The following is a 25,689-nucleotide window of genomic DNA, read 5'->3' as shown; positions in this document are numbered from 1 at the left end:
CTGGGCAAACGTGCAGATCAGTCTGGGCAAACAGATGAACCACCGCGCTCTGTTATTGATGCGGTTCGCACAGCTCACCGCATCCTACGCAATTACGAATTATATGGCGTGGTGAATGGGGCTGATTGTTTTAGGATATCAGGTTAAGGTAAAATAAAAGTCAATTTTATTATAGGTTCGAGGCGAACACGATGAAGCGGAAGCTGCAAGGCCGATACGTCACCATGTCAACGGTGGGGTTGAAGGCCAAGGCTTTCGTTCCTGCACCGTTGCCGCCACGCCCGCCAATCGATTGGACACCTGAGCTGCATAATAAATTTGATCAGGCGCTGCTGGCGCTTGGGCGGCTGGATAGCGTCTCGACCTTGTTACCGGACACTGCCCTGTTTCTCTACATGTACGTTCGAAAGGAAGCGGTACTCTCTTCCATGATCGAGGGCACTCAGTCGTCGCTGTCAGATCTGCTTCTGTTCGAGTTGGATCAAAATCCTGGCGTGCCGCTGGATGATGTGAGGGAGGTTAGCAACTATGTTGCCGCTCTTGAACTGGGCCTACGCTTGTTGGACGATGGATTGCCGCTCTCACTACGGCTCTTGCGGAATATCCACGATGTGCTGTTATCTCAGGGCAGGGGAAGTAATCAAACCCCAGGCGAGTTCCGGCGTAGTCAGAACTGGATTGGTGGTACCCGTCCAGGCAATGCGGCCTTTGTTCCACCACCGGCAGAAGACGCTTTAGATTGCATGAACAAGCTGGAGCTCTTTTTGCACGACCGCCCCGAGCCGACCCCAGTGTTGCTAAAAGCGGCATTGGCCCATGTGCAGTTCGAAACGATTCACCCGTTCCTGGACGGTAACGGACGTCTGGGGCGTCTGTTGATCACATTACTGCTGTGCGAACAAAAAGTACTACGAGAGCCGATGCTCTACCTCAGCCTCTACTTCAAGTCACACCGTCAGTATTACTACGAGCTGCTTAACAATGTGCGCCTGACTGGGGATTGGGAAGCCTGGCTCGACTTCTTTGCAGAGGCGGTGATAGTCACTGCTACCCAGGCAGTGGAAACGACACAGCAGCTTCTATACCTGTCTAACCAGGATCGTGACAAGATAAGCGCTATCGGCAGAGCGGCAGCATCCACTCTGCAAGTTCATCGGACACTGATGCAGTACCCTATCGCCACTTCGGGATCGCTCGTGGAGAAGACCGGTATCACCCCTGCAACAGTCAACAAGGCGCTCAATCATTTGCAGCAACTCGGTATCGTAAAGGAACTGACAGCCCAAAAACGCAACCGGCTATTCAGTTATGCTGGTTATATCGATATCATGAATCGCGGCACGGAGTTGCCGGATAGGTAACTCATAACTTGCGGTAAGAGCATCTTATGTAGGATGCTATGAGCTTTGCGAATCGCATCATTGATGTTTGTGAACCACCTCACTAGAAAACAACATGACAGCCAAAGACTTAGGACGCTTAGAGAAGGTTGATCTGCATGAGTTTTGGGTAACCGAGGCGCTATGATCCGCCTGCACTGTACCAAGAAGCTGCTGGCCAAGCTGCCTTTACACGAAAACGACGCGCAGGGAAGTGTTAGTGTCACGGAAGGCAGGATGCCGGGAGTGACCGGACGACTGAAAAGCAAACAGTCAAGCCCCTACGCCGTCAATGATGCCCCCGAAACCCTGCTCAGCGGCTGGCATGCCAACCTGCTTCTGCTGCAGCGTCGGCAATGCGTATTGTTCGTCCACGACACCACACGCTTTCCGGTATTCGTCCCGGCGCTGAAAAAGGCGGATTTCGCTGAACTGGATTACTGGTTTACCGATGGCTTCATGAACACCCTGCTCAAAACGGGGGCGGACAACGACCTCATGCAACGCGCCCATGCGGCGCTGGGACCGCTGATCTGCGACAACGACTGCAACCGCTCTGTGCAGGGCAGCCTTAACCAGATGGGGCAGGATATCGGCTTTCACATTGATTATGACGGCCTGTCAGTCGCCGATATAACAGGTTACCGTATCAGCGCCTGGCTGGCTGACAGGCCCTGTACGGCCAAGGGGGTAAAGGAGTGCATCTGGCCGATAGAGGCGATGCATGCGCTATTGAAAAAGCAGGGAGATGTGCATGACTGAAACCGAACACCAAAAGTTCGAGATGAATACGGATTCAGATGTCCGGAATTTCCGGATATCTCGACACATGGGGCAACTTGTAAGAGATGCTTACAAGTTCACTTTGGTCTCCAATACAATCCTGCCATCCTGAAACCCCGGATCACTGGCAGGCCTGATTTTAAAAATGTGAGCGATAATTCGATAACTCGTAACGTGCTGTAAGAGCATATTACGTAGGATGTGGTGAGGAACGAACCGCATCATTGATGTTTGTGAACCACCTTACGCTGTTGTTGATGCGGTTCGCACAGCTCACCACATCCTACGCAATTACAAATTTTATGGTGTGGTGGATAGGGCTGGTAGAATGGTGGGATGTGTGCTTTGTCGCATCATTGATGTTTGTGAACCACCTTACGCTGTTGTTGATGCGGTTCGCACAGCTCACCACATCCTACGCAATTACGAAATTTATGGCGTGGTGAATGGGGCTGGTTGAATGGTGGGGCGTGTGAATGATGTTTGTTAATCACGGTGCTCTGTGGTTGATGCGGTTCGTGCCTCACCACATCCTACGTTTGTGAGGCGGAATTTGAAAACAGGGAATGTTGATGACGGATTATCGACGACCGTGGGTTGAAGGTGGTACCTATTTCTTTACGGTTAATCTTGCTGAGCGGCCGGAGAATCGTCTGTTGGTGGATAATGTGGCGTTGCTGCGTAATGTGTTTCGAAAGGTAAAACAGGCTCATCCATTCGAAATTGATGCCATCGTTGTTTTACCGGAACATCTGCATTGCATCTGGACATTACCAAAAGATGACTCGAATTATGCGTTGCGTTGGGGTTTAATCAAAGCGGGTTTTTCTCGATTACTACCAGCTAACGAGAGGCGAACTGAAAGCCGCATTAAACGAGGTGAACGCGGGGTCTGGCAACGCCGCTATTGGGAACACTTGATACGTGACGAACAGGACTTTAACAAGCACATGGATTACATTCACTGGAATCCGGTAAAGCATGGATGGGTAACGCAAGTGAGGGACTGGCCATATTCAAGTTTTCATGGCTGTGTAGAGCGGGGTCTTTATCCAGCGGATTGGGCAGGTTCTGCGGAAGAGGTGGTAGAGGTCGGAGAATGGGCTTGATGTGCCCCTTTGATGTGGAGGCTGATACCAACTTGTAACGTGCTGTAAGAGCATATTACGTAGGATGTGGTGAGCTTTGCGAACCGCATCATTGATGTTTGTAAACCACCACACTCGTTATTGATGCGGTTCACACAGCTCACCACATCAGAAAAGATATGACCTATAAAACATGGGTAGTCCAAGCAGGACGGGGTGTCTGCTGATCACATTACTGCTGTGCGAACAGAAAGTACTGCAAGAACTAATGCTCTACCTCAGCCTCTACTTCAGGACACACCGTCAGTATTACTAAGAACTGCTCAATAATGTGCGCCTGATCGGGGACTGGGAAGCCTGCCTCGACTTCTTCGCAGAGGCGGCTATAGTCACTGCCAACCAGACAGTGGAAGAGGGTGGGTTTAGCCGGAAATTCAGGGTATTGAATAGATTGAGGCAGGATAGACGGCTGATTTTGTGTATCCTGCTCTCAGTTTATTGCAATGATATGTAGTGGTGTTACGGTTATCTTTCCTATGCTTTTACCTCTTCGCTATTGTCGTACTACAGCTTGAATTGTGTCACCAGGGCTTTCAGCTTTACACCAAGGTCAGATAACTCCTCACTCTTCCCTGCTGTTTTACTACTGCCCTCAGCTGCGGCTTCAGATACTTCAGATATGCGCACAACACTACGATCAATCTCTTCGGTTACTGTGGTGTGCTCTTCAGATGCTGTTGCAATCTGAGTATTCATATCCATGATAGTGGTCACTGATTGAACGATATTGTTCAATGCATCTCCAGCGCGCCCAGCTGTCTCTACGGTCTGTTTGGCAGCCGTAAGACCGCCACCCATCACTTGCGCTGCATTGCGAGTACCACTCTGAAGGTTTTCAATAATGCTGTGAATTTCGCTGGTTGAATCCTGGGTGCGTTTAGCCAGAGTGCGGACTTCATCAGCCACCACTGCAAAACCCCGTCCCTGTTCACCGGCACGAGCCGCTTCGATCGCAGCATTCAACGCTAACAGGTTCGTTTGATCGGCGATTCCACGAATTACATCAAGCACAGATCCAATCGACTCGCTATCGGTCTCCAGTCGATTGATGACCTCTGCTGCATTGGTTACTTCAGCAGCCATCGAATCAATGGCATTTACTGTGTCGTTCATCGCCTCCTTGCCTTCTGCTGCTTCATTGTTCGCCTCCCTTGCTGCTGATGCGGCGGAGTCTGCGCTATGCGCTATCTCCTTCACTGTTGCAGCCATCTCAGTGATGGCGGTGGCGACCTGTTGCGTCTCAACACGCTGCTTGTTGACACTTTCACTATTCTGCTGAGCAAGTCCCGTTAGGGTCGTAGTGGCGCTATTCAGATCGTTCATTGAATCGCTGGTCTGAATCAATGTGTGTTGAATCTTACTGACGAACTGATTGAATGCGCTGGCCACCTGGTTAATCTCATCATTACCCTTTTCAGGTAGACGTTGAGTCAGGTCGCCTTCACCCGCAGCGATATCCTGCATGGTCACCTTCAAATTATTAATCGGAAGGATGATTCGATAAACGAAGAAGATACATAGGGCAGTCAATATCAAGATGCCGATTACTGTCATTGTGCCAATTTGTGTCCAGATTAAACTCGCTGCACTCGACTCAATCGTCTCTTTGGCTGCCAAGTTAGACTTAGCGCTCTGTTCATTAACTAACGCAAAATTGGTTTGTAGCTGATTGGAGATCGAATCGGCAACCCCGTTCATTGCTTTCGTTACTTTGATTCCGCTGTCTTCAATCAGTTTGCCAAACCTGTTATGCATCTCTTCCATGCGCTGGTTTACCTCTTCCATGGTCACCCCAAGTCGAACAATTCCCAGCTTTTTGCCTTCGAAATTGACTGGACGTGTGATCTCTTTGATATTGCTATCTGCACTGGAAGCGGATAACAGTTTGTCCATTGGAGTACGTCCTTCACCCTTGCCAATAAGCTCTTTGACTATTGGGTTTTTCCTATTTACATATCGTGTCAGTGGGCGTTTTCCATCTGCACGAAGAAACAGTGCATAGACGACCTTGGGGTTTTTATTGGCCACTTTAACGTAGTCAACCAGAGTAGAATATTTCTTGCCTAGGATCGCCTCTGCAGACACCGCAGTAAGCATGTCTGCGAGCGCCTCCGCTGTCTCGATCAGAGACTCATTCATGACGGTTTCGGTAGTCTTGAGCTCACCTTGCATGCTATTGGTTAGATAATCGGCTAATAATTTACTGGTCTGATTACCGGTTGTTGCAACTGAAGTTGATACTTGTTTCAGATTTTGATCAAGTGTTTGGTCTATCTCTTGTTGTCCAACTTGTAGACTATTCCCTACCTCCCTGTTAAGTGAATCAAAGCCATGAACAGTCAGATAAATAGAGACAGCAGACAATATCAGCACACCAAATGTGATAGCTCCGATCATAAGTTGGAATAGTTTTCCGCTGGCGTATTGCATAATGGTTGTTGTCTTCATTTGAATTCACTCTCTACCCACCCCTGCTACAGAGATTGTTAACAGGGGTATCTTTTCCTCGGGGTCAATAGTTAAAACTATTGATAAGCACCCACCTTAAGCAATTTTTGTAGATCTTCTACCTCTGTGTAGTCCAGAGGTGCAGTCCAACCTACGATTTTTGCACTCTTCGCCGCTTTGGCATCGCTTTTGATGGCGGTCAGTGCGTCTGCAACCTTGCTGGCTACCTCATCGGGCGTATCTGATACTTTTGCAAATGGCCATTCAGGGTAGAGAGCGGTACTTACAACAAAAGGGAAACCGGAGTGTGTTTTTGCTGAGATAATCTTAAATTCAGATAGATCGACGTCACCTGCTGAGGTCATCCGCTCCAGAGTATCGGTACGCACAGTGCCAGCATCCACTTCCCCATTTTGCACTGCAAACACCACATTATCGTGCTTTCCGCCAAACTGTAGGCTGGCAAAATCCTTCATAGGATCTACGCCTTGATCGAGCAGCTCTTTATAAGCCATCTGCCAGCCACCAAAGGAGCTCTCTTTCACTGCCATGAAGTTTTTACCTTTGATATCAGCGACACTATTGATGTCATCGCGATCGATATAGGTGAGAATTACACCGCCAAAGGATTTAAGTGCTTCGCCCTGGCGAGAGTTAACCATCGTGGCAATGGCTTTGGCGCCATATTTAACTTTGGCGGTAACAAACATGGATGAGTTCACCAGAAAGAAATCAACTTCCTTATTTTCAATGGCAGGAAATACTTCATCAAAATCAAGAGGTACAATGGTGAAGCTATCTCCAGCAACTTTCTGGTTCATATATTCTGCGGTGTCTCCCCATTTTTTCATGGCTTTTGCGACACCTCTTTTAGCTAATACTCCGATTTTATACTCATCAGCAAAAGCAGTATTAGTTATCAATAAAATACTGGAAAGTAGGGCAATTGAGGTGATTGTCAGTAAGCGTTTCATTATTTTAACTCCCATTTGGCATATTTTTATTCCAGTGATGCCACGATCAACTTTACTAGCAATACTGCATGCTAAATCCGTGAATAACCAAGATATGTATTAGGTTATTGCTTGGTTACTAGCAGATTGAGTGTAGAGCATCAGTTTTTTTAAAAATGATCCATGCATCTCTGTTCAAAAGTTAGTGTCGGCATGATAAAGAAAAACTGTAATATGTAAGTGATTGATCTACCTTGTCGATTAAGGTTGGTATCGACTTCGGTGATCTAATGCAACAACCTCTACTTCATTCCATATAAACCATGAATACGGTTAGTGAAGATGTCACGCTGTCCCGTTAACTTTCGAAGCAAAACCATCTGATTGATATCAGCCTGGTGAATTTCGATTTCTAAGAATGAGTCAGTAGTTGATTTAATAGAGTGAAATTTACTATTACCTGGTAAATCAAAGGGTTAGTAGAAGTTGGCTCCTCGCATGTAAAGGTTGCCAGATCTGAGAATAGTTTCTTTCGAATTGCTCTTGACTGAGTTTTCATCGCTCTTCTTACAAAAGAGTCTCTAAATATCTTCAATACTACTCAGAGAAGGGCGATATCAGTTGAAATCTGCCGTCAATGATCCCATATTCCTCAAAGAAAATAATCTTTAGTAGGGAACTACAGATATGATGAGAATTGCACTCTTTCTCGGTACCAATCTGGCCATTCTGGCCTTGATCAGTATTACATTCAGGCTACTTGGGATCGACGGGCTACTGATGCAGAATGGCGTTGATCTCGATATCAATGCGCTACTGATCTACTCTGCGGTAATCGGTTTTTCCGGATCTTTCATCTCCCTCTTTATATCCAAATGGATGGCAAAACGGAGTATGAAGGTGCAAGTGATTGAGCAGCCATCCAGTGAAATAGAGAGATGGTTGGTTTCCACTGTTACTTCTCAAGCGCAAAGGGCGGGTATTGGTATGCCGGAAGTGGGGGTTTTCGATCATGCCTCTCCCAATGCATTTGCAACGGGTTGGAACAAGAATAACGCACTGGTAGCGGTGAGCACCGGCTTGATGCAACAGATGAGCCGGGATGAGGTCGAGGCGGTATTGGCTCATGAAGTCAGTCATGTTGCCAACGGTGATATGGTGACAATGTCCCTGATTCAAGGTGTCATCAATACCTTTGTCGTCTTTCTTTCTCGAATCATTGGGCACACTGTAGACAGAGTGGTGTTTAAAACTGAGCGAGGATATGGGCCTGCATTCTACATCGTATCGATGATTGCTGAGTTTGTTCTTGGCATCTTAGCGATGACCATTGTGATGTGGTTCTCCCGCTGGCGGGAGTTCCGAGCTGATCAAGGTGGTGCTGATCTGGCAGGTAGAGGAAAGATGATAGCTGCCCTGAGGAGATTGCAACAGGCGCATCAGCCGGAGGAGCTACCCGAAGAGATGGCAGCATTTGCGATCAGTGCAGGTAAGGTGCAGAAGATGTTCGCAAGTCATCCCCCTTTGGAGGATCGAATCAAAGCTTTGGAATCACTCTGAATGGTCAGAGGATTTTTTATTTAATAAACAAGTAACCAAATACCGGATATATTTTAGGTGATCTACCGTGAATGCCCTGGTGAATGGGTTTAAAACTGCATCTCAATCGGATCAGGCTGTAAAGCGCTGTCTCTTATACCTGATCTGCTCGACCTCGTCGGCAACAGCCCGTAAGTTTTTTATTGCTTCCTGGGGGGGGACTTCCATCAGTTTTCTACTCTCTGGAAATTGCTGATCTATTTGCTCAATGGCTTCAAAACTGTTCATAGGGCTGGTATAGCTATCTGGTTTAATGATGTTTAACCACTCAGCCTCGATGAATGATAGATGTTCATCTGAAAGTCCACGATTGGTATGCAGGTGGAAGTGGATTTTCTTAGTATCTTTTTTTAACTCCTCCAGGAATGCGAGCCAGTCAGCCAGTGGTTTTATCGACCATATTTTTGCATGACCGAAGTCGAAGCAGAAGTGCAGATAGTCGAACTGATTTTCAACGATCAACCTGAATGTCTGTTTGTATAGATCGAGATCGTGGTAGGTGTTTTCAAGGTAGATAGGAAAATGGTACTCACGACAGATGCTATTTAGCAGGCTCAGCTGTTTGAATAGTTTTTCCTGAAGGTCAGGCTGATACTGTTCCCGACGGGGAAGTGGAAATGCCGACAAGTGGTTTATCCCATAATCAGCACCCCATTTGAGAGAGAGTTCAATCTGACGTCTCAAATGAGGCGTTGTGTCATACTCATTGAGGGCAAAGACGTTCAATCTGCGATGATCGAGATGTGTGTTTAGCGGTATATTTTTGTCGGGTAATGACTGCTCTATCAAGTCGTGACTGGAGGGGTCATTAAAATAGAGCCCAATCTCAAAGGGGCGTAGTTCTTGCTGACACCGAGCTAGCAGGGGCTCGATTTCATCTCGCCGCCGATCCACGACTTTGAACCCTATTGACCTTATTCGAGTCTCATTTTCCATGGACCTCAGTCTAAGGGGTATCTGTTACATTGACGTTAAAGTACGCCTTGAATAGAGGATAAATAGAAGGGACACACACTGCTACCCGGATTAGTTGAACCCGATAAGGACTACACCCATAAAAGTGCAGTTAAATCCGCACATAAAAAACGGCAAGCATAACTGCTCGCCGTTTTTTATTGAAACTTCGTTGTAAAGCGACTAAACGTGGATATTAGTGCTTACCAGCGACCGCCACCGCCGCCACCAGAACTACGCTTTGGCTTCTCTTGCGCTTCGTTGATTCTCAAACTACGTCCTTGAAAATCTTTACCATTCAGTTCTGAAATGGCACGCTCGGCATCAGCCTGACCCATTTCTACAAAAGCAAAACCGCGTGAACGACGGGTTTCCCGATCCAGGATCAGGTTTGCAGATTGCACCTCACCGATATCGGTAAACAGTTCCCGAATATCATCTTCTGTGGCAGACCAGGCCAGATTGCCAACATACAATTTAGTCATCGATTTACATTCCTAACAGAGAATTGATCTTGTTCAGGGTCTGACGGTCCCATGTGTAAACCTGCCAGACAGACCATGAACTCTAAAGCCTTGGCTCTACGCCTCGCTCGTTAGCTTGGAAACGGAGGATGCCGATTCTCGACCTGATATGTCTCAAATGAGGAGCGGGTATGGGTCAGTTTCTTAGCCAATACAGAATGATACCCATGTAAATTATAATATGCCAATGCTTTCCGTAGAATATTTACCCTGAATGATTCAGATTTATAAGTGTTTCTGATGTTTCCAGTGGCTTTGTTAAGAATATATGACAGTATTTTGATTAAAATCTTCTTAATCAGCGTGTTATTAAACATATACGTGCATTGGATCAAGCTGGAAAGTGGTAAGGTATAGAGCAAATCTATTGGTAATATATTGAATTGCTGCGGCGCACAATTCGGTTGGTTTAAAGAGCTAATGATTCGAATGCGGTTCATTTTCATATATTTGTTGATCAGTGGTGGGGCAATTGCAGATGAAATGTCTCCGGGACTGGTCGATCTGAGTGAGTGCCGGGTTAATAAATACCACCTTGAACCGAATCAACGCACTGACGCCTTGGAAATATTGTTGACAGAGATAGAAAATCTGGTGAAGAGTCGACCTGGTGAGGCGTCGCCTTTGGTCTGGCAAGACGCTAGTTGAAAGTAATAAATCAGGTATCGATTGATGCGTATTTTGTTAGCTGAAGATGATCAGTATTTAGGTGAAGGACTCAGTTTGGGGTTAAGACAACTGGGACACACGGTGGATTGGGTAGCCGATGGCTCTGCAGCGGAGCAGGCACTATTCAGTGAGAACATAGATGCTTTGATTTTAGATTTGGGACTGCCTAAGCAGGATGGTTTGGCAGTGCTGAAGAAATTGCGCGCCAAGGGAGATGATCTTCCAGTACTTGTTCTAACTGCTCGAGATACGATCAATGATCGCATTGGTGGGTTGGATATGGGGGCTGATGACTATGTAGTAAAACCATTTGATTTAATGGAGGTGGATGCCCGGCTACGTGCGATTTGCCGCCGTAGGGAAGGGCGGTCAGCTCCAGTGATTACTTTTGCTGATATTACTCTGGATCCTGCATCGCGTAGCTTAGTCAAGAACGGCGAGGAGATTCAGCTGGGTGCAAGTGAGTTCGCAATTTTGGAGTCGCTGTTAACCCATCAGGGACGAATCATGTCTCGGCAAGCGCTTGAAGAGTCCCTCTATGGATGGGACGAAGGTGTAGAGAGCAACGCTATTGAAGTCTATATTCACCACCTGCGTAAAAAGCTGGGAAAAGATCTGATAAAGACTATTCGCGGCGTAGGTTACATGATTCAGAAACAGAATTAGAAAAATAGGGTATCAGTTATTCAATGAACTTCTCTTCAATTAGAAAGCGACTTTTAGTCGGCCTGATTTCGACCATCATCATCTTGTGGCTGGTTTCCGCTTTTTTTGTCTATCGCGCTGCGTCTAGTGAAGTGGAAGAGATCTATGACGCAACTTTGGCACAGGAGGCGAGGATTCTGGCGACCTTAATGACTCACGAGGTTAAAGAGGATTCTGAGGTAAAAGAGACAATACAGAAACTTGTTTATGAATTGGGTGAGGATGTTGTTCAAAATTCACCACTATTTATGCAAATTGTGCAGCAGTACACATCCGCAGAGAATAAAAAGGACTATTTAACTTTAGTCCCCAGGGATAGGGTCAAAGGGCATAGATATGAATCAAAAATAGCCTTTTTGATTAAAGGCGCCAATGGGAAAACCTATCTACGTTCCAATCTTCCAGCATCCTTCAACGAATTCGAAAAAGAGTACAACAATTTCATCATTAACGGTAAAGAGTGGCGTATGTTTGGCCTCACTGAGCCAAGTGCCCAATTCAATGTGCTAGTCGGTGAGTTATTGGAAGTACGTCAGGAAACTGTTTCAGAGATAGTTTTTAACAGTCTTTGGCCAATACTCATTTCATTACCTGCAATTGGTCTATTCATTTGGATCGTAGTTGGTGGAGGTCTCAAGCCGCTGAAAGATATCGCTGCTAAAGTTGAGAACAGGGATCCTAATTCACTAGAGTCAATCTCCACTGAAGATGTGCCTGATGAGGTTATTCCCATGGTAGAGTCGTTGAATCGTCTCTTTCTTCGGGTGGACTCTACGCTGGAAAATGAGCGGCGGTTTACAGCTGATGCTGCCCATGAACTTAGAACACCACTAGCAGCGTTGAAAACACTGGCTCAGGCAAAATCACTAACAGAAGGGCATAACCATGCAGGATTTCTGGATCAGGTTATTAGAGGTGTTGACCGGGCTACTCACCTTCTCGAACAACTCTTGACCCTGGCAAGGATGGACAGTCAGTCATTAGATGAGTCCCATATCCAGAAGGTTGATATTCACCAGGAAACGATCAATATTCTTTCATCGATAGCGGCCTTAGCAGTTGATAAAGATATTGAGATCTCTTTTGATGGACCCAGTGAATCTGTCATGGTGTCTGGCTACTCACCAGCGATACAGATCCTGTTGAGGAATCTCATCGATAACGCGATACGCTATACACCTAAAAATGGTGAGGTTAGTGTTAAACTGACTCAGCTTGATGATGGAGTGAAGATTATTGTTGAAGACACAGGGCCAGGTATACCGGCAGAGCAGCAAGAAGGTATATACCAGCGCTTTAGGCGGGGAGAGGATATAAATAATACACAAGGTAGCGGTTTAGGGTTGGCTATTGTCAAACGCATTATCGAGCTTCATAACGCAACTATAGAGATGCAGAACAGGAAAGAGAGTGGTCTGAGAATTTCAGTGCTTTTCCCGAAAAATTCAAATCAGTAAACGCCCGATAGCAGTTGATCTCTATTGCTTATTGCATGTGGCCTTGACCTGATCCAGCAATTGATCGAGATAACTCAATCGTTTCACAGAGATATTTACCTTCTCCTCCAATTCTTTGTCTTCGTCGCCGCCATCGATCAGATGAAAGGTATCCTCAAAAAAGAAAACAAAAAAACTGTCAAGGAAATGGATTTCGCGATTGGTATCCATGATCAAATTATCTATTCCGAACAGATCGATGACTCTGGGATTATCAGATTTACGCCAGGCTTGAGCCGCCTTGACGAATCTGGAAAGTTGAATACGAGCTTTCGGATTGGCACAGAGTAATTTTATAGCTTCTTCTTCATTCTGTTGATTGGCAATGTTAAACCAGATATTGATAGCCTTGGCGAGCACTAAAACACTAGGGCGACCATTGATTTTTGAGACCACAAACAGGGCGTCAGGGATGATTTCGTCTAGGGTCTCTTTGAGTTGGCGGTAGTGGCGGGCCAGTAATTTTGTCTCTCTTTCTGAATAGTCAGTATATGGCCATTTTATAACGAATTCGGTATAGCTGTTCTCTATTTCTCCATCTACCAACTGTTCATGACGCTTGCTGCTTCGCCAAACTTCACAGTGACTGCCTATGGTTGAAACCAGTGTCGCGCGGAATCGGCTGTAATCCAGGCAGGCGATATCCACTACCATCTGATCAGAATCTTTACCACTTGGATCAGGCATGCCAAAACACCGTAAAAAGCCTATTCAAAACATGAAATATCTGGAGCAATCATCTCACTTACTTTGAAGTCAGGCCTTTCATGGGGATGAACTGCTTTATGCTCAGCTGTCAATAAATCGAGGCAGATTGTCGACTCACTATGAAACAGCGCAACTGACTTTTGACGAACAAAGAACCAGAGATGTGTAGATTGTGTTAGTTCGATGACAATTGCAAGTCAGAGTGTTCACTGGCTTCCTCTCTCGCTTCTATATTTTGTTGTTTGAGGTATTGAATAATGCGTCTATCCAGCCAATATTCAGGATGCCACGGTATGTTGCCTTGAATAAAACCAACATGTCCTCCCTGAGGTGTAAGCTCCAGCGTGATGCCAGGGCCTAACTCATCTGCTTTGGGTGAATCTTCAGAGAGTGTGAAGGGATCATCCTCAGCATGGATTATTAATGTTGGGGTGACGACCTTTTTCAGGTGGAATCCTGAACTGCATCGGTGGTAGTAGTCATCTGCATCTCTAAAGCCATTAAGTTGAGAGGTGATTTTGTTGTCGAAATCATAGATGGTGTGAATTTTAGATGTATCGACACTATCACTGATGTTGTTAATCCGGCATTTTCTCTGGTAGCTTCTCAACAATTTCCCCAGTAAATATCGACCATAGATCCTGGAAAGCCCCGTTTCAAGGCGTCGCGCGGCATGTGCCAGATTAAAAGGGACAGATATGGCAATAGCTGCCTGGATACCACTCTGATTTCCACTCTCGGCCAGGTATTTCAAGAGCAGATTTCCACCCAGGGAAAAGCCGATCACTTCTTTGGGTTGTTGGTTCCTGAGTTGCAGCTTCTCCAGTATCTCCTTCAAATCCTCTGTGGCGCCAGAATGGTAACTGCGAGCAAGCCGATTCGGTTCTTCACTGCATCCTCGCAGGTGCATGAACAGGGTACTGAAGCCTGCCAGTTTCAAGGCCTTAAGTAGTGGGGTAACGTAGTGGGAGCTCAATGACCCCTCCAGGCCGTGAATGACCATCACCAGAGGGCCCTTGGAACCATGCCACGAGAGGTCAATAAAATCCCCATCACTGAGTTCGATGCGTTCCTGACGAAAATTCAAATCTACCCTGGTTCTGAATAAGCTAGGCCAGATGGTCTGTAGATGTGGGGAGTTTAGCCACCAGGCGGGCTTGAATGAACTATTTATCAGATATGCCATAAATCCACATTTTTCTAATCTACGGGTGATTCTTTGAGATCAGTGCCTAAGCTGGTTATGTTCAGGGTAGCTGGTCAATCCCATTTTCGTAATCAACAGTTCCAGTCGGTCATTAATCGATACGGCCTCAAGAATAGATTGTTTGTCTTCATGACCCAGGGGCAGTGATGTTGTCAGAACATTCACCAGTAGATCCGTTGGAAGCTGTTTCAGTTGCTCGGAGTCTGTCTTTAAGTTGTTGGCAAACAGGTAGCGATCCAATGTGGCTTCAATCTGTCTGCGTTGATCATTGTAGAGTTTGGTGATTTGGTCGTAGTCTGATTTAAACCTTTCCCAGGATGGGGATATCAGTCTATAACCTCGTGTCGTTGTGAGCTCCTCAATGATCTCAAAGCGACAGACGCCGGTGAGGACAACCTCAATCCGGCCATCATTGGTCTCGTTGTAGTATGTGATTCGGCCGCAACCCCCGATGCTAAAAACCGCTTGATCTGCGCTATCCTGCTCATTTTTAGGTTGTACCATACCTATCAAATGATGGCTGGCCATAGCATCCTCTATCATGTTGAGATAGCGTGGCTCGAAGATATTCAGTGGTAGTTGAGCGCCGGGCATGACGATCGCACCGGAGAGGGGGAAAATTGGGATCGTATCGGGTAGATGTTGATAATCAGTTATAAATCGATTAGTCATTTCAGTTTCCACTTGTGTCTCATAGGTATGAGTTTAGTAGTCAGGCAATTGTTCCTGGGATGAGTCGGATCGACTATGCCAATGTATAATTTGTGGTTTGTTGTTTTGATATTTATCCTTAAGCGTCTCAAATAGTAAGAAATATTATGTTAGTCTGCTATAGTGAATTTCGATAAGAACATGCTATGAGGCAAAGAATGTGGATCTTCATTAAAGGGATTTCTGACGAATGTTCGGCTCGAGAATTGACTAAAATGGTTTGTCGTCTAGCAAGTCCAGGATGGTCGCTATTTTCGACCAAGTTGAACTCCTCCGGGATAGAGCGCAGCAAAGTGCTGAAAACGATGTACAACAACTCATCCCAATGGGAGTATCACGGACTTGTCTACATCAATCCATCGGAGACAGCCCATGAAATGATTGGACGATTGAATGCCAATTCAAAAAAGGGCAGAAGTCTGCGTGCTCATCCCTATATTCGTCGACAATCCACTCGAGATCGTCGCAAGTTGCTTTTAGATCGCGCCAATCCATTTCCAGGTGAACGCAGAAGAGAAGACCGCCGTAGAGTGAATCTGGCCAGTCAGGTCATTGACATTATTAGCTGATTTGGGAGTCTTTACCCAGGTGGCGGATATTGAAAAATTTACAGTTGTTTAGAATTTGATACCTAAAGATGATTTATCAATTTTTTGTAATGTGTATTATTGGCAAAAGATTTGTTCATTTTACGCCAAGGCGTTTATGAGGCAGGTTCGCCGGAATTGTAAGCCTTTCAGAGGATGCATAGGGATGGCAGTTATTGAGTATTGGAATGCTCACTATGGAAGAACAAAAACACCTATCCAACCAAAGTGAGACTTAGTCATGACGAAGCTAGTAGAGATCGAGGGTATTGGCGAGACATACGCATCGAAATTAGAGGGTGCTGATATCAAAAACCTTGAGGCCTTGTTGCAGAAAGGGAGCACCAAGAAAGGACGAAAAGAGCTCGAAGATGCTACGGGGATTAGCGGTAAACTGATACTGAGATGGATCAATATGGCCGATTTGTTCCGTGTCAAGGGGATCGGTGAACAGTATTCGGATCTTCTGGAAGCCGCTGGTGTGGATACAGTTCCTGAGTTGGCCCAGCGTAAACCCGAAAACCTGCATGCTAAAATGGTAGAGGTCAACGAGGCAAAGAATCTGGTACGTGCTGTCCCCAGTCTCTCTGCAGTTGAAAAATGGGTTGCAGAAGCAAAAGAGTTGCCAAGGGTTGTGACTTACTGATAAATCACTCAACGCCATAACTGTCGATAGGGTTATGGCGTTGAGTTTTGCTGGTCATCAACCGCTCAAAACCTGCATAGATCAGCTGCTAGCTTAGCGTGCCTGGATAGTACTATCTATTTGGTTGCTTAACGGCACCATGTGTCTCTTTTTTTCTCCTAAACCCTTTTTTCAGGGCTATGTTCATCGGTTATCATTAAACTTGATCTTGGTCCACCACTGCTGTGTTAATACTTTTTCATTAACTCTCTTGAAAATATGCTCTATCTGATAGTCCTAGCTCTCCTACTGCTACTCCTACTGGGTCCTCAATGGTGGGTTAGTCGGGTCATGAGCAGGCATAATCGGCATGATGAACCTAACTTCCCGGGGAGTGGTGGCGAACTCGCCAGACATCTGCTGGACCGGTTTTCACTTCGTCACGTAAGTGTAGAGAGTACCGATTCAGGAGACCACTATGACCCATCAGACAAGATGGTCAGGTTGTCTAAGGACAAGCTTGAAGGTAAAACACTCACAGCGATCACAACGGCTGCCCATGAAGTAGGTCATGCACTGCAGGACGCCGCAGATGAACCGATGTTTCGGATGCGTACCAGGTTAGGTCGCTTTGCTGTGATCTCTCAGCGTCTGGGATCATTTTTACTCTTTCTAGCCCCTGTAGCGTCACTGATTTCACGTGCACCTGCCGTTGGTATGGTCAGTGTTCTGGCTGCATTTATGGTGATGGGCACCAATGTATTGCTACAATTACTGACCTTGCCAGTTGAGTTGGATGCCAGTTTCAAAAAGGCCTTGCCCCTATTGAAGAGTGGCTACCTTACCCCAGAGCAGTATCCCGGGGCTGAGAGAATCCTACGTGCGGCTGCGTTCACCTATCTTTCCGCATCATTGGCGGGTTTGTTGAATTTCTGGCAATGGATTCGTGTTCTAAGGAGATAATTGCGATCATCACTGGTTTGCGTTCAAGATTTCTGGTTCAATTTTCTAAAAAATGGCGTTTCGGAGGATTAAATGGCCAATCATACCCAGGGAAAAACTTTTTTTTATACAGCTTTACTGGCGACAGTGCTGATACCTTCGAGCTTGTGGTCACAGGAGCTGGTTGAAGCAGCGGAAATTGTATCAGAGCCCCCAGTTGTGACTGACCAGGCAATTCAGGAGGAAGAAGAGGAATCTCGGGAGGCTCAAGAGATTACTCAGGAGTCACAGGAGATGACTCAGCAGGCGCAGGAGTTGCTCGATTCTCAAGGTATTGAGGAGTCACCAGTTCCAGACGCCTATGTGGCCCGGGCTCTATTTACAACTGAAATTGTTAACAGAGAGCCAGTCAATCAAGTGGTTAGTTTGGATGAAGATGCCACCAGAATCCTGTTTTTTACAGATCTAAGAAATCTCCAGGGACGAATCGTCACCCACAGATGGGAATTTGAAGGAGAGGTGATCAGTGAGGTTGATATAGAGGTTGGTGGGCCTCGTTGGCGGGCATACTCCGTTAAGAGTCTCAATCCGGGCGAAGAGGGTAAATGGACTGTATTTGTTATTGATGAGTCGGGTTGGCCACTACATGCAAGTATATTCCAGCAGCGAGCGGGGAGTATGGCTGAAACTGATCCGGTAACACAGGAGTAGATGTTTCTTGACTTGGGAGACGTAGGCTTGGTGGAGGACTATTCGATATTCTCAGGTAGATTGCCTGGCTCAATTGATGGGATGCTTGTCTCTAATTCAGGCTGTTCGATAAACTTCTCAGTCACTAGGTCTTGAGGTTGTTCGAACAACTGCTCAGTTACCAGGTCGCCCTGAAATTCTGATTCCACGCTCTGTTCAAAATAGGGGGCGGAGGTTTGCTGCGGTGTTGTTGATTCTGTGATAGAGGGTCTATCTATACTGCGACTGAACTCTTCCTCTGCCATTTGACGTAGTGTCAGCTCTTTTTCCAGCCTTAACTCATCGGAAATAGTCGGTAATGAGCGATCTGCTGACCTTGAATTACTATGCTGTGATTGTGTTGGTATTTGTGGTGGTGATTTGAGGTGACCTTTTTGGGCCTGCTCATTATCTGGGTTTGATGTTGCAGGGAGAGGAGATGATGAGGAAGCCCTGGCAGACTTGGAGTTGTTTTCAGAGTCCACTTGTTGCACAGCTGCGACTTCATGAGTTGGCTCATCACTCATGACCAGATAAAGATAGATTCCTCCGACTAACAACAGCGCTGTAAGAATGATACTGGCAATTGTAAATGATGAGAGGTTGAATCCGTTCTTGAATAACAGCGGTTCTGCTTCAACGCGGAATGGAGGGATCTTTATCTTGTTCGACGATTTCTGTTTAGCGCTGATTTGATCTTTATCGGGAAAAAGATGGACTGAAGTGGTCGTTTTCTCCGCTGATGGTTTTATTTCAGGGGTTGCTGATAGGGCGATTTCCGGCTTGTAGAGTTCGTCTAAAAGCTCTGTATCGGATTTTAACTCAGAACTCTTCTCCACCAGAGTCGACACCGGTTCTTTGGCTTCGACCTTTGCCTCCTTGTCCTCGTAGTGCTGCTCCTGTAGCTCATTGACTTGTTGTTGCAGTTGATCCAGCTGCATGCGCAGCAGATTTCCATTATCTCTGAGACTGCTTACCAGTTGATTTGACTTCAGGCTTTCAAGTTCAGCGCGTTCTGCACGGTTCTTGAGTTCTCGCATCTGCTCTTCCAGACGGTTATTTTCCCCTTCAAGTATCTGATGGGATTGTCTCAGTGATGCGGTTCTCTCTTCCTCCTCGTCAATCAGTCGCCGGTTCTCCCGGTCAATGGTTTCGCTACGCTGAGCAAGTTCACTATTCACAGTATGAACTTCGGTGAATTTGACTTTTAGTTGCTGAAATTGACTTTCAACTTCAAAAAGCTGTCTGCGCAATTGTTCTGCCTCTGATGACTCCTTCTTCCAATGATTGACGTCTTCAATCAGTGCTCTATTTTCCGCTGTTAATAGTTCCAGAGTCTGTTTGTAATCGGCAATCTGGGAGGCTTGAGATTCAACATCCTTAGATTGACTGCTGTACTTTGCCTTGATTTCAGCAACTTGCTCAGCAGCCAGGCGGTTGATTTCTGTTGTGTTTTTAGTAAGAGAGTGAGGTGAGCTTGTCTGCGTGTTTGAAATGACATTGGATAGCTCTGAATTCTCCTGAGAGGAGACAGGCGTAAGGTTTTCATTACCTTTGTCGACTACTTTTTCGCCACCATTTTCAAGCGCTGCCTTGAGGCGCCCTTCAGCAAGAATCAATAGGTCCTGCAAGCGTATTCCTGGTTTAATGTCTGGCGCTGAAATCCCAATACTCGCGCCTACACTTTGATCTGACTCTCCTAGATAGAACTGTTTGGCTGCGAGGTCATCCAGTATTCTCCTTCCCAGATACCGAGTTCCTATAGCATTCGATGCTGGACGTAATATGGAGAAGCAACCACTACCAAAGTAGGCAAGAGTGTCGTCCGGATGGATGTGTAGTTGAATAATATCTTTCACAGCAAGCAGAATATGTTCGATTGCAGCTTCGCTGTAGTGTTCGATAATGCTGCTGAACTGGTCTATTTGTACCAGTGCCAGTGCAAGTTCGTTCTTATTGCGGATTGCAAATGAGAGTTCTCTGCTGGCAACCTCCATGAATTGGCTTTTGTCTGCAGTCTCCTCCAAAAAATCTGTCTGTGGATCGGTGGCCTGTGATTCGGTTGAAATCTCTTCAGAAGATTCGGTAGCCAATTCGGTAACGAATTGTTTAATCAGATTTGGATCAAAAGGCTTATTCACCATCCCCGTAGCGCCAAGCTTTTCAAGTTCGTCGGCGATCTCAGGAGATGCTTCGTTTCCTGTTACAACAATAAAGGGGAGGTTAGCAATATGGTTCGCGTCAGAGTTTCTTATTTTGGATAGTAATCCTCGACCATCAAGATTCGGCATAGAGAGGTCACTGAAGACCAGGTTGATCGAAGGGTTATCAGTAAGTTGTTGCCACGCCTGGACGCCATCTTCAACTTCAATCAGATGGCACTCCTCCTTCAATATATTACGAAGAGATACACGGACCACCCGTGAATCATCAGCTATAAGCACAACCGGCTTGTCGCCGGTATGCTGAATAAAGCGATTGAGTGCTTGTTCTGCCATTCCGTCAGAGTCTTGTTGTTTAGACATGGTCGATGCTTTGCTTACTCATAACGTCGACATATCTTATGAAAACTTGAGTGAAAAGAAGGTGATGAATATATTCAAAAAATCTCCTAAATGCATGTATTATCGAGGAAAAATATGTGATACTTGGCGGTTTTTACATGATAAAAATGAGAGACACATCACTAATAGACCGGGTATGGTTTCCTATTTGGTTTACTGGAATAAGATGATTGTATTGTCAGACTGGGTCTGGAAACTGGTAGCGAAGTACTTTTGCAGTGATAATCTGCTCTCTATTATCGTCAAATGTCTTTCTGTTTTTTGTGAAAGATTTAAAAAAATTGCTGTTTAATTGAATTCTGGTTAATTGTTTGAATCGGCACACAGGTAAACATCGATTTAGGGCCTGATAAGTCTTACTGTCCGGACAAAATAGACATCTCTTGCTTTGTAGTTTTTTTAAAACAGGTCTACCAAGTAGAGTGCCTCTTCTGAATTGAGACATTTAATTCACGGAAGAAAGCTGATTTTGCCTTAACGCTTGGCCATGAGATTTTCAATAGCTTTTTCCAGTTTATGTGATCCTTGACGCATACTAATCACTCAACTAGTTTGAATTAATAGGGGAAACTGGAGAAATCCACATACCTTGCCGCTACTTGTCTTGTGTTAATGCGGGTTGGAGTATGGCCTGATAGAGACATATCTCAATTAAAGCCTACTTGCTCAATTAGCGGAGTGCAGTTCAGTTGAAAGCGCTGGATATATAATAAGTGGGTGATAGATAGTTAATATGGAATCTGATGGTTTTGAAATGTTGATTGGACTAGGGCCTGGCTTGCGAACATTAAAATTAAATATGAATCAGTGTAGCCATTCTCTGGCTTCATTTGAAAAACCTTCTGAATCACATGGTTGGTCGTTAACTCATGAGTAAATCGGTTTTTACGCTTGCAGATGGTGAGGCAGTTAATACTGAGACCGATCAGGAACGGGAAAAGAGGCGGTTTGAATCTACAACAACAAAAGCCTTTGTCGATTCGGTAAAAAAGGATCTTCTAGCCAATGATATCTATCTTCCCACACTGCCGGCATTAGCTCTGGAAGCACTGATTATAATCAATGATGTGGATAGCTCCGCATCAGATTTGGAGAAGGTGATCTCTCGGGATGCTTCCCTTACCGCCAGGCTCATACGTTACGCCAATAGCCCCCTCTATCGTGGCATGAATACTATTGCGACAATTAAGCCGGCAATCACCCGTATTGGATTCCAGAGGGTTAAAAATGCGGTCTATGCGGTATCGATGAAGGAGGTATTTCGAACCCCAATCAAAGAGATTGAGAGGAGAATGGATAGGCTTTGGAACCATTCAGTCAAGGTGGGTGCTCAGGCTGCAATGTTAGCGAAAGAGCAACCGGGTATAGATCCCGATGTGGCGTTGGTGGCTGGCCTTGTTCATGATATAGGTCATATTCCACTTTTAATAAAAGCCTGTGAATTCAAAGAATTAATAGATAATCCTGATTTTCTTGATAAGGTTTTGCGTAAGTTACACCCTCACGTTGGCGGTACTATTTTAAAGCTTTGGAAATTTGATCAGAATATCATCGATGTAGCTGCGCACCATGAAGACTTAAGTCGTGATCCAGGTGTGGATGCTCCAGTGGATTATGTGGATATTGTTCAAGTAGCCAATATCTTGTCACATGAAGGTACGGATCATTATCTGGCAACAGTTGATCGGACTGATATTAAGGCATTTGAGCGGTTGAACCATTCTGAAGATGGGGGTGATCTGGATGCGGATACCAAGCAAGTTGAGGATGCGATCAACTAGCGGGGCTCTGAGGGTTACCAAACTTACCACGCGGCCCACTAGGGCCGATTCGATCAGTGTTAACAGGCCTTGGGCTATTGCTCCACAGTTTGTGAAAACGGGTTTTGTGGGCAATGCCAGTTTTTGAAACAACCTTGTTTCAGAGTGAAATCTATCTATTCAGTTCTGCTCGAATCTATCCCAGGACATTAACCCCTTCTTGCCGCAACATATTGTTAAGGCAGATCAATGGTAATCCAATCAAAGCATTTGGATCTTCACCCTCCATTCGCTCGAAGAGGCTGATTCCCAGGCCTTCTGACTTGAAAGAGCCTGCACAGTTATAGGGTTTTTCTTTATCAAGGTAGTTTTCTACCTCAGTCTGAGTCAGTTCACGGAATTGAACATAAAATGGTACGCAGCTGGTTTGCGTGTTCCCGGATTTACTGTTGTAGAGTGTGAGGCCTGTGAAAAAAGTGACCCGTTGGCCGGAAGCACTCATAAGCTGTTCAACGGCTGTTTTATGATCACCCGGTTTACCTACTACCTTTCCGGCAACGGTAGCGACTTGATCTGAGCCGATAATGAGAGCATCCGGGTGGGATTGTGCAACCGCCAGTGCTTTCTCCCTGGACAGGCGTACTACAAGATCTTCAGCACGCTCATCAGATTGTCGAGACTCATCTATTGATGGTGAAAAAGTGCTGAATTCTATACCCAGACGACTGAGAAGCTCCCTGCGATAGGGTGAGCTTGAGGCTAGAATGAGTGACGGATGTGATGGATCTGTTGCCTGTGTCATACTGCTTTTAGGTTGTGTGAACTAATATTTCTACTATTTTACCAGACAGGGTTGGGCTTTATGGAAAAAAGTCTCAATTTTTATTAAGGTCTATAAAATCGATTGATGGGATAAATACTGAATATATATATTCTAAATAAATGCAGTGCTAATTGATAAAAAACAATTAGTTATATAAATTTGTTAAGGTATTTGCTGCTTGACAACATGACGTAACCCAACGTAGAAAGACAAAAATAATTATCAAAGAGTAAAAATATCATATGCCAATCGAAGACTTGTTACTGTCAGGCGTCAATCTAATGATCCTTGGAATGGGGATAGTTTTCACTTTCCTTCTTGTTCTGGTTTTTGCAATGAAAGGGATGTCAAAACTTGCACTGATGGTGAGCGAACGACATGGAATAGTTGAGCCGCATTCTGCTCAAGCAATGGCTGCAGGCAACCAGGCACAGACGGGTATTCGTGGCGATCTGATTGCCGTAATATCTGCTGCAGTAAACCAATATCGTTCTACTCATCATTGAGTATCAATATACCTATTTTATCAACACCTGAAACCAGGCTGTTTTTTCAACAACGGCGGTTAGCTAATGAGTGAAATGAAACCACTAGGAATTACAGATGTTGTGCTGAGAGATGCACATCAGTCTCTATTTGCAACCAGAATGCGTATCGACGATATGCTTCCGATTGCTGAAAAGCTGGATAAAGTCGGCTTTTGGTCACTTGAAACCTGGGGAGGTGCGACTTTTGACGCCTGTATACGCTTCCTGGGTGAAGACCCTTGGGAGCGTATCCGAATACTTAAGTCGGCGATGCCTAATACTCCGATGCAGATGTTGTTTCGAGGGCAGAATATTCTAGGCTATCGCCATTATGCCGATGACGTGGTCGATAAATTCGTTGAAAGAGCGGCCACCAATGGCGTTGACGTTTTTCGTATTTTTGATGCGATGAACGACCTGCGGAACCTGGAAACTGCGGTAAAGGCAACACTGAAAGTCGATAAACATGCTCAGGGAACCATGTCTTACACCGTCAGTCCGGTTCATAACATGGACTACTGGCTGGATATGGGTAAGAAGCTGGAGGAGATGGGGTGCCACTCCATCTGTATCAAGGATATGGCCGGCCTGTTGAATCCCTATATCGGCTATGAACTGGTTACCCGTCTGAAGGAGAATGTCTCGATACCGATTGCGATGCACAGTCACGCCACTACCGGTATGAGTACGGCTACCAATATAAAATGTACCGAAGCTGGTCTTGATATGCTGGACACCTCAATCTCCTCGATGAGTATGACCTATGGTCACTCAGCGACTGAATCAGTTGTAGCGGTATTGAAAGAGAGCAACCGTGATACCGGTTTGGATCTGATTCTACTCGAAGAGATTGCTGCATATTTCCGAGAAGTAAGAAAAAAATATGCAAAATTCGAAGGGTCTCTAAGGGGGGTCGACTCACGTATTCTGGTGGCTCAGGTTCCTGGCGGCATGTTAACCAACATGGAAAACCAGTTAAGGGAGCAGGGTGCTACAGACAAACTCGATGAGGTTCTTGAAGAGATCCCCAAGGTGCGCAAAGACCTGGGCTATATCCCTCTGGTGACACCGACATCACAGATAGTTGGCACCCAGGCGGTAATCAATGTGCTCATGGGGGAGCGTTACAAGAATATCGCTAAAGAGACTGAAGGGGTATTGAAAGGGGAGTATGGTGAAACTCCTGCGCCTGTAAATGCTGAGCTTCAGGCTAAAGTCTTGAAAGATGGCGAAGTCCCCATCACCTGTCGCCCAGCTGATCGAATTGATGCGGAAATGGATAAACTGACTGCAGAGTTTCAGGGGCTGGCTGATGAACATGGTATCAAAGTGGCCAAGGATGTGGTTGATGATGTTCTCATCTACGCTCTTTTTCCTCAGGTTGGCTTGAAATTTCTCAAAAACCGGGATAATCCAGATGCTTTTGAGCCTGTGCCGGGGACAGAGCAAGCCGTCGAGAGTGTGGCGCCAACAGCACCTGCGGCAGCACCCTCTTCCGGACCAGAGGCCTATCAGGTCGAGGTCAATGGGGTTACCTACAATGTCAAGGTATCACCAGCAGGTGCAGTCACCGATATTGCGCCGGCAGCATCATCTGCTCCTGTGGCTGCGCCAGCTCCGGCCCCCGCAGCAGGAGGGGCTGAGATAACCGCGCCCCTATCCGGTAACATCCACACCGTAAAAGTATCTGTGGGTCAGCAGATCGCTGCTGGTGATGTGGTGATGGTATTGGAAGCGATGAAGATGGAGACGGAAGTGCGTGCCACATCTGCGGGCACTGTCTCTCAGATCCTAGTTAAAGAGGGTGAAACCGTTCAGGTTGGAACCCCACTACTGAGTCTCTCCTGA

Annotated in this window: 23 protein-coding genes; 14 read left to right on the top strand and 9 right to left on the bottom strand. The window is 45.8% G+C overall.

Annotated features, from left to right (window positions below; all coding sequences use genetic code 11):
* The first annotated feature begins 191 nt into the window (after positions 1–191).
* The 3 genes from AC4IE7_RS07750 to AC4IE7_RS07740 all read left to right on the top strand — a co-directional run bounded on the left by AC4IE7_RS07750 (position 192) and on the right by AC4IE7_RS07740 (position 3,271).
* Positions 192–1,361, top strand: a complete 1,170-nt coding sequence (locus AC4IE7_RS07750) for a Fic family protein (protein WP_490776249.1) — start codon at positions 192–194, stop codon at positions 1,359–1,361.
* Positions 1,362–1,523: 162 nt separating this feature from the next.
* Positions 1,524–2,141, top strand: coding sequence for a DUF6933 domain-containing protein (locus AC4IE7_RS07745; RefSeq protein ID WP_490776248.1), 618 nt, complete (start codon positions 1,524–1,526; stop codon positions 2,139–2,141).
* A 593-nt stretch (positions 2,142–2,734) separates the two neighbouring features.
* Positions 2,735–3,271 (top strand): REP-associated tyrosine transposase, encoded by a 537-nt coding sequence (locus tag AC4IE7_RS07740; protein WP_490776247.1) that lies wholly within the window; start codon positions 2,735–2,737, stop codon positions 3,269–3,271.
* 543 nt (positions 3,272–3,814) lie between these two features.
* Here the strand turns inward: AC4IE7_RS07740 and AC4IE7_RS07735 are convergent.
* Positions 3,815–5,758: a methyl-accepting chemotaxis protein gene (locus AC4IE7_RS07735; protein ID WP_490776246.1), complete on the bottom strand. Its 1,944-nt coding sequence runs from the start codon at positions 5,756–5,758 to the stop codon at positions 3,815–3,817.
* Between the two features lie 77 nt (positions 5,759–5,835).
* On the bottom strand, positions 5,836–6,732 hold the full coding sequence (locus AC4IE7_RS07730; protein WP_490776245.1) for a phosphate/phosphite/phosphonate ABC transporter substrate-binding protein: 897 nt from the start codon (positions 6,730–6,732) through the stop codon (positions 5,836–5,838).
* A 666-nt stretch (positions 6,733–7,398) separates the two neighbouring features.
* Between AC4IE7_RS07730 and htpX the strand changes: the two genes are divergently transcribed.
* Positions 7,399–8,271 carry a protease HtpX gene (htpX, locus tag AC4IE7_RS07725; RefSeq protein ID WP_490776244.1) on the top strand — a complete coding sequence of 291 codons (873 nt, stop codon included), beginning with the start codon at positions 7,399–7,401 and terminating at the stop codon, positions 8,269–8,271.
* A 111-nt stretch (positions 8,272–8,382) separates the two neighbouring features.
* Here the strand turns inward: htpX and AC4IE7_RS07720 are convergent, their stop codons facing one another.
* Together AC4IE7_RS07720 and rbp are read right to left on the bottom strand one after the other, a co-directional pair.
* Positions 8,383–9,204: a hypothetical protein gene (locus tag AC4IE7_RS07720; protein WP_490776243.1), complete on the bottom strand. Its 822-nt coding sequence runs from the start codon at positions 9,202–9,204 to the stop codon at positions 8,383–8,385.
* A 263-nt stretch (positions 9,205–9,467) separates the two neighbouring features.
* A complete protein-coding gene (gene rbp / locus AC4IE7_RS07715) occupies positions 9,468–9,749 on the bottom strand; it encodes an RNA-binding regulator (protein WP_490776242.1) in 282 nt (93 codons plus the stop codon).
* Positions 9,750–10,217: 468 nt separating this feature from the next.
* Between rbp and AC4IE7_RS07710 the strand changes: the two genes are divergently transcribed.
* From AC4IE7_RS07710 to AC4IE7_RS07700, 3 genes are read left to right on the top strand one after another with little or no spacing between them, the layout of a single operon-like run.
* Positions 10,218–10,436 (top strand): hypothetical protein, encoded by a 219-nt coding sequence (locus AC4IE7_RS07710; protein WP_490776241.1) that lies wholly within the window; start codon positions 10,218–10,220, stop codon positions 10,434–10,436.
* Positions 10,437–10,460: 24 nt separating this feature from the next.
* Positions 10,461–11,123, top strand: a complete 663-nt coding sequence (locus AC4IE7_RS07705) for a response regulator (protein ID WP_490776240.1) — start codon at positions 10,461–10,463, stop codon at positions 11,121–11,123.
* A 23-nt stretch (positions 11,124–11,146) separates the two neighbouring features.
* Entirely contained in the window at positions 11,147–12,619 is a 1,473-nt protein-coding gene (locus AC4IE7_RS07700; RefSeq protein ID WP_490776239.1) for an ATP-binding protein, read from the top strand.
* 21 nt (positions 12,620–12,640) lie between these two features.
* Here AC4IE7_RS07700 and AC4IE7_RS07695 read toward each other — a convergent pair whose 3' ends face one another.
* The 3 genes from AC4IE7_RS07695 to AC4IE7_RS07685 all read right to left on the bottom strand — a co-directional run bounded on the left by AC4IE7_RS07695 (position 12,641) and on the right by AC4IE7_RS07685 (position 15,245).
* Positions 12,641–13,345 (bottom strand): hypothetical protein, encoded by a 705-nt coding sequence (locus tag AC4IE7_RS07695; protein WP_490776238.1) that lies wholly within the window; start codon positions 13,343–13,345, stop codon positions 12,641–12,643.
* Positions 13,346–13,541: 196 nt separating this feature from the next.
* The gene (locus tag AC4IE7_RS07690) at positions 13,542–14,552 is read right to left on the bottom strand and encodes a hydrolase (RefSeq protein ID WP_490776237.1); all 1,011 of its coding nucleotides are present in this window, start codon (positions 14,550–14,552) and stop codon (positions 13,542–13,544) included.
* A gap of 39 nt (positions 14,553–14,591) precedes the next feature.
* Positions 14,592–15,245, bottom strand: a complete 654-nt coding sequence (locus AC4IE7_RS07685; RefSeq protein WP_490776236.1) for an LON peptidase substrate-binding domain-containing protein — start codon at positions 15,243–15,245, stop codon at positions 14,592–14,594.
* A gap of 185 nt (positions 15,246–15,430) precedes the next feature.
* Between AC4IE7_RS07685 and AC4IE7_RS07680 the strand changes: the two genes are divergently transcribed.
* The 4 genes from AC4IE7_RS07680 to AC4IE7_RS07665 all read left to right on the top strand — a co-directional run bounded on the left by AC4IE7_RS07680 (position 15,431) and on the right by AC4IE7_RS07665 (position 18,149).
* Positions 15,431–15,853, top strand: a complete 423-nt coding sequence (locus AC4IE7_RS07680; RefSeq protein ID WP_490776235.1) for a hypothetical protein — start codon at positions 15,431–15,433, stop codon at positions 15,851–15,853.
* Positions 15,854–16,112: 259 nt separating this feature from the next.
* The gene (locus AC4IE7_RS07675; RefSeq protein WP_490776234.1) at positions 16,113–16,517 is read left to right on the top strand and encodes a DUF4332 domain-containing protein; all 405 of its coding nucleotides are present in this window, start codon (positions 16,113–16,115) and stop codon (positions 16,515–16,517) included.
* 258 nt (positions 16,518–16,775) lie between these two features.
* Positions 16,776–17,459 carry a zinc metallopeptidase gene (locus tag AC4IE7_RS07670; RefSeq protein WP_490776233.1) on the top strand — a complete coding sequence of 228 codons (684 nt, stop codon included), beginning with the start codon at positions 16,776–16,778 and terminating at the stop codon, positions 17,457–17,459.
* 72 nt (positions 17,460–17,531) lie between these two features.
* Entirely contained in the window at positions 17,532–18,149 is a 618-nt protein-coding gene (locus AC4IE7_RS07665) for a DUF2914 domain-containing protein (protein WP_490776232.1), read from the top strand.
* A gap of 38 nt (positions 18,150–18,187) precedes the next feature.
* Here the strand turns inward: AC4IE7_RS07665 and AC4IE7_RS07660 are convergent, their stop codons facing one another.
* Positions 18,188–20,692, bottom strand: coding sequence for a GGDEF domain-containing response regulator (locus AC4IE7_RS07660; RefSeq protein ID WP_490776231.1), 2,505 nt, complete (start codon positions 20,690–20,692; stop codon positions 18,188–18,190).
* Between the two features lie 908 nt (positions 20,693–21,600).
* Here AC4IE7_RS07660 and AC4IE7_RS07655 point away from each other — a divergent pair.
* On the top strand, positions 21,601–22,512 hold the full coding sequence (locus AC4IE7_RS07655) for an HDOD domain-containing protein (protein WP_490776230.1): 912 nt from the start codon (positions 21,601–21,603) through the stop codon (positions 22,510–22,512).
* Between the two features lie 175 nt (positions 22,513–22,687).
* Here AC4IE7_RS07655 and AC4IE7_RS07650 read toward each other — a convergent pair whose 3' ends face one another.
* Positions 22,688–23,293: a Maf family protein gene (locus AC4IE7_RS07650; protein WP_490776229.1), complete on the bottom strand. Its 606-nt coding sequence runs from the start codon at positions 23,291–23,293 to the stop codon at positions 22,688–22,690.
* 263 nt (positions 23,294–23,556) lie between these two features.
* Here AC4IE7_RS07650 and AC4IE7_RS07645 point away from each other — a divergent pair, with 263 nt between their 5' ends.
* A complete protein-coding gene (locus AC4IE7_RS07645; RefSeq protein WP_490776228.1) occupies positions 23,557–23,820 on the top strand; it encodes an OadG family protein in 264 nt (87 codons plus the stop codon).
* A 66-nt stretch (positions 23,821–23,886) separates the two neighbouring features.
* Entirely contained in the window at positions 23,887–25,689 is a 1,803-nt protein-coding gene (oadA, locus tag AC4IE7_RS07640) for a sodium-extruding oxaloacetate decarboxylase subunit alpha (protein ID WP_490776227.1), read from the top strand.

It is taken from the genome of Candidatus Thiodiazotropha sp. AKAK3 (genome assembly GCF_058244645.1).
Note: the sequence above shows the minus strand (reverse complement) of the source record. Positions and strands in the feature narration are given on the sequence as shown.

Bases quoted from the DNA above. Each gene is read 5' to 3' on its own strand.
- AC4IE7_RS07750 (WP_490776249.1), top strand. From the start codon at position 192: ATGAAGCGGAAGCTGCAAGGCCGATACGTCACCATGTCAACGGTGGGG.
- AC4IE7_RS07745 (WP_490776248.1), top strand. From the start codon at position 1,524: ATGATCCGCCTGCACTGTACCAAGAAGCTGCTGGCCAAGCTGCCTTTA.
- AC4IE7_RS07740 (WP_490776247.1), top strand. From the start codon at position 2,735: ATGACGGATTATCGACGACCGTGGGTTGAAGGTGGTACCTATTTCTTT.
- AC4IE7_RS07735 (WP_490776246.1), bottom strand. From the start codon at position 5,758: ATGAAGACAACAACCATTATGCAATACGCCAGCGGAAAACTATTCCAA.
- AC4IE7_RS07730 (WP_490776245.1), bottom strand. From the start codon at position 6,732: ATGAAACGCTTACTGACAATCACCTCAATTGCCCTACTTTCCAGTATT.
- htpX (WP_490776244.1), top strand. From the start codon at position 7,399: ATGATGAGAATTGCACTCTTTCTCGGTACCAATCTGGCCATTCTGGCC.
- rbp (WP_490776242.1), bottom strand. From the start codon at position 9,749: ATGACTAAATTGTATGTTGGCAATCTGGCCTGGTCTGCCACAGAAGAT.
- AC4IE7_RS07710 (WP_490776241.1), top strand. From the start codon at position 10,218: ATGCGGTTCATTTTCATATATTTGTTGATCAGTGGTGGGGCAATTGCA.
- AC4IE7_RS07705 (WP_490776240.1), top strand. From the start codon at position 10,461: ATGCGTATTTTGTTAGCTGAAGATGATCAGTATTTAGGTGAAGGACTC.
- AC4IE7_RS07700 (WP_490776239.1), top strand. From the start codon at position 11,147: ATGAACTTCTCTTCAATTAGAAAGCGACTTTTAGTCGGCCTGATTTCG.
- AC4IE7_RS07695 (WP_490776238.1), bottom strand. From the start codon at position 13,345: ATGCCTGATCCAAGTGGTAAAGATTCTGATCAGATGGTAGTGGATATC.
- AC4IE7_RS07690 (WP_490776237.1), bottom strand. From the start codon at position 14,552: ATGGCATATCTGATAAATAGTTCATTCAAGCCCGCCTGGTGGCTAAAC.
- AC4IE7_RS07685 (WP_490776236.1), bottom strand. From the start codon at position 15,245: ATGACTAATCGATTTATAACTGATTATCAACATCTACCCGATACGATC.
- AC4IE7_RS07680 (WP_490776235.1), top strand. From the start codon at position 15,431: ATGAGGCAAAGAATGTGGATCTTCATTAAAGGGATTTCTGACGAATGT.
- AC4IE7_RS07675 (WP_490776234.1), top strand. From the start codon at position 16,113: ATGACGAAGCTAGTAGAGATCGAGGGTATTGGCGAGACATACGCATCG.
- AC4IE7_RS07670 (WP_490776233.1), top strand. From the start codon at position 16,776: ATGCTCTATCTGATAGTCCTAGCTCTCCTACTGCTACTCCTACTGGGT.
- AC4IE7_RS07665 (WP_490776232.1), top strand. From the start codon at position 17,532: ATGGCCAATCATACCCAGGGAAAAACTTTTTTTTATACAGCTTTACTG.
- AC4IE7_RS07660 (WP_490776231.1), bottom strand. From the start codon at position 20,692: ATGTCTAAACAACAAGACTCTGACGGAATGGCAGAACAAGCACTCAAT.
- AC4IE7_RS07655 (WP_490776230.1), top strand. From the start codon at position 21,601: ATGAGTAAATCGGTTTTTACGCTTGCAGATGGTGAGGCAGTTAATACT.
- AC4IE7_RS07650 (WP_490776229.1), bottom strand. From the start codon at position 23,293: ATGACACAGGCAACAGATCCATCACATCCGTCACTCATTCTAGCCTCA.
- AC4IE7_RS07645 (WP_490776228.1), top strand. From the start codon at position 23,557: ATGCCAATCGAAGACTTGTTACTGTCAGGCGTCAATCTAATGATCCTT.
- oadA (WP_490776227.1), top strand. From the start codon at position 23,887: ATGAGTGAAATGAAACCACTAGGAATTACAGATGTTGTGCTGAGAGAT.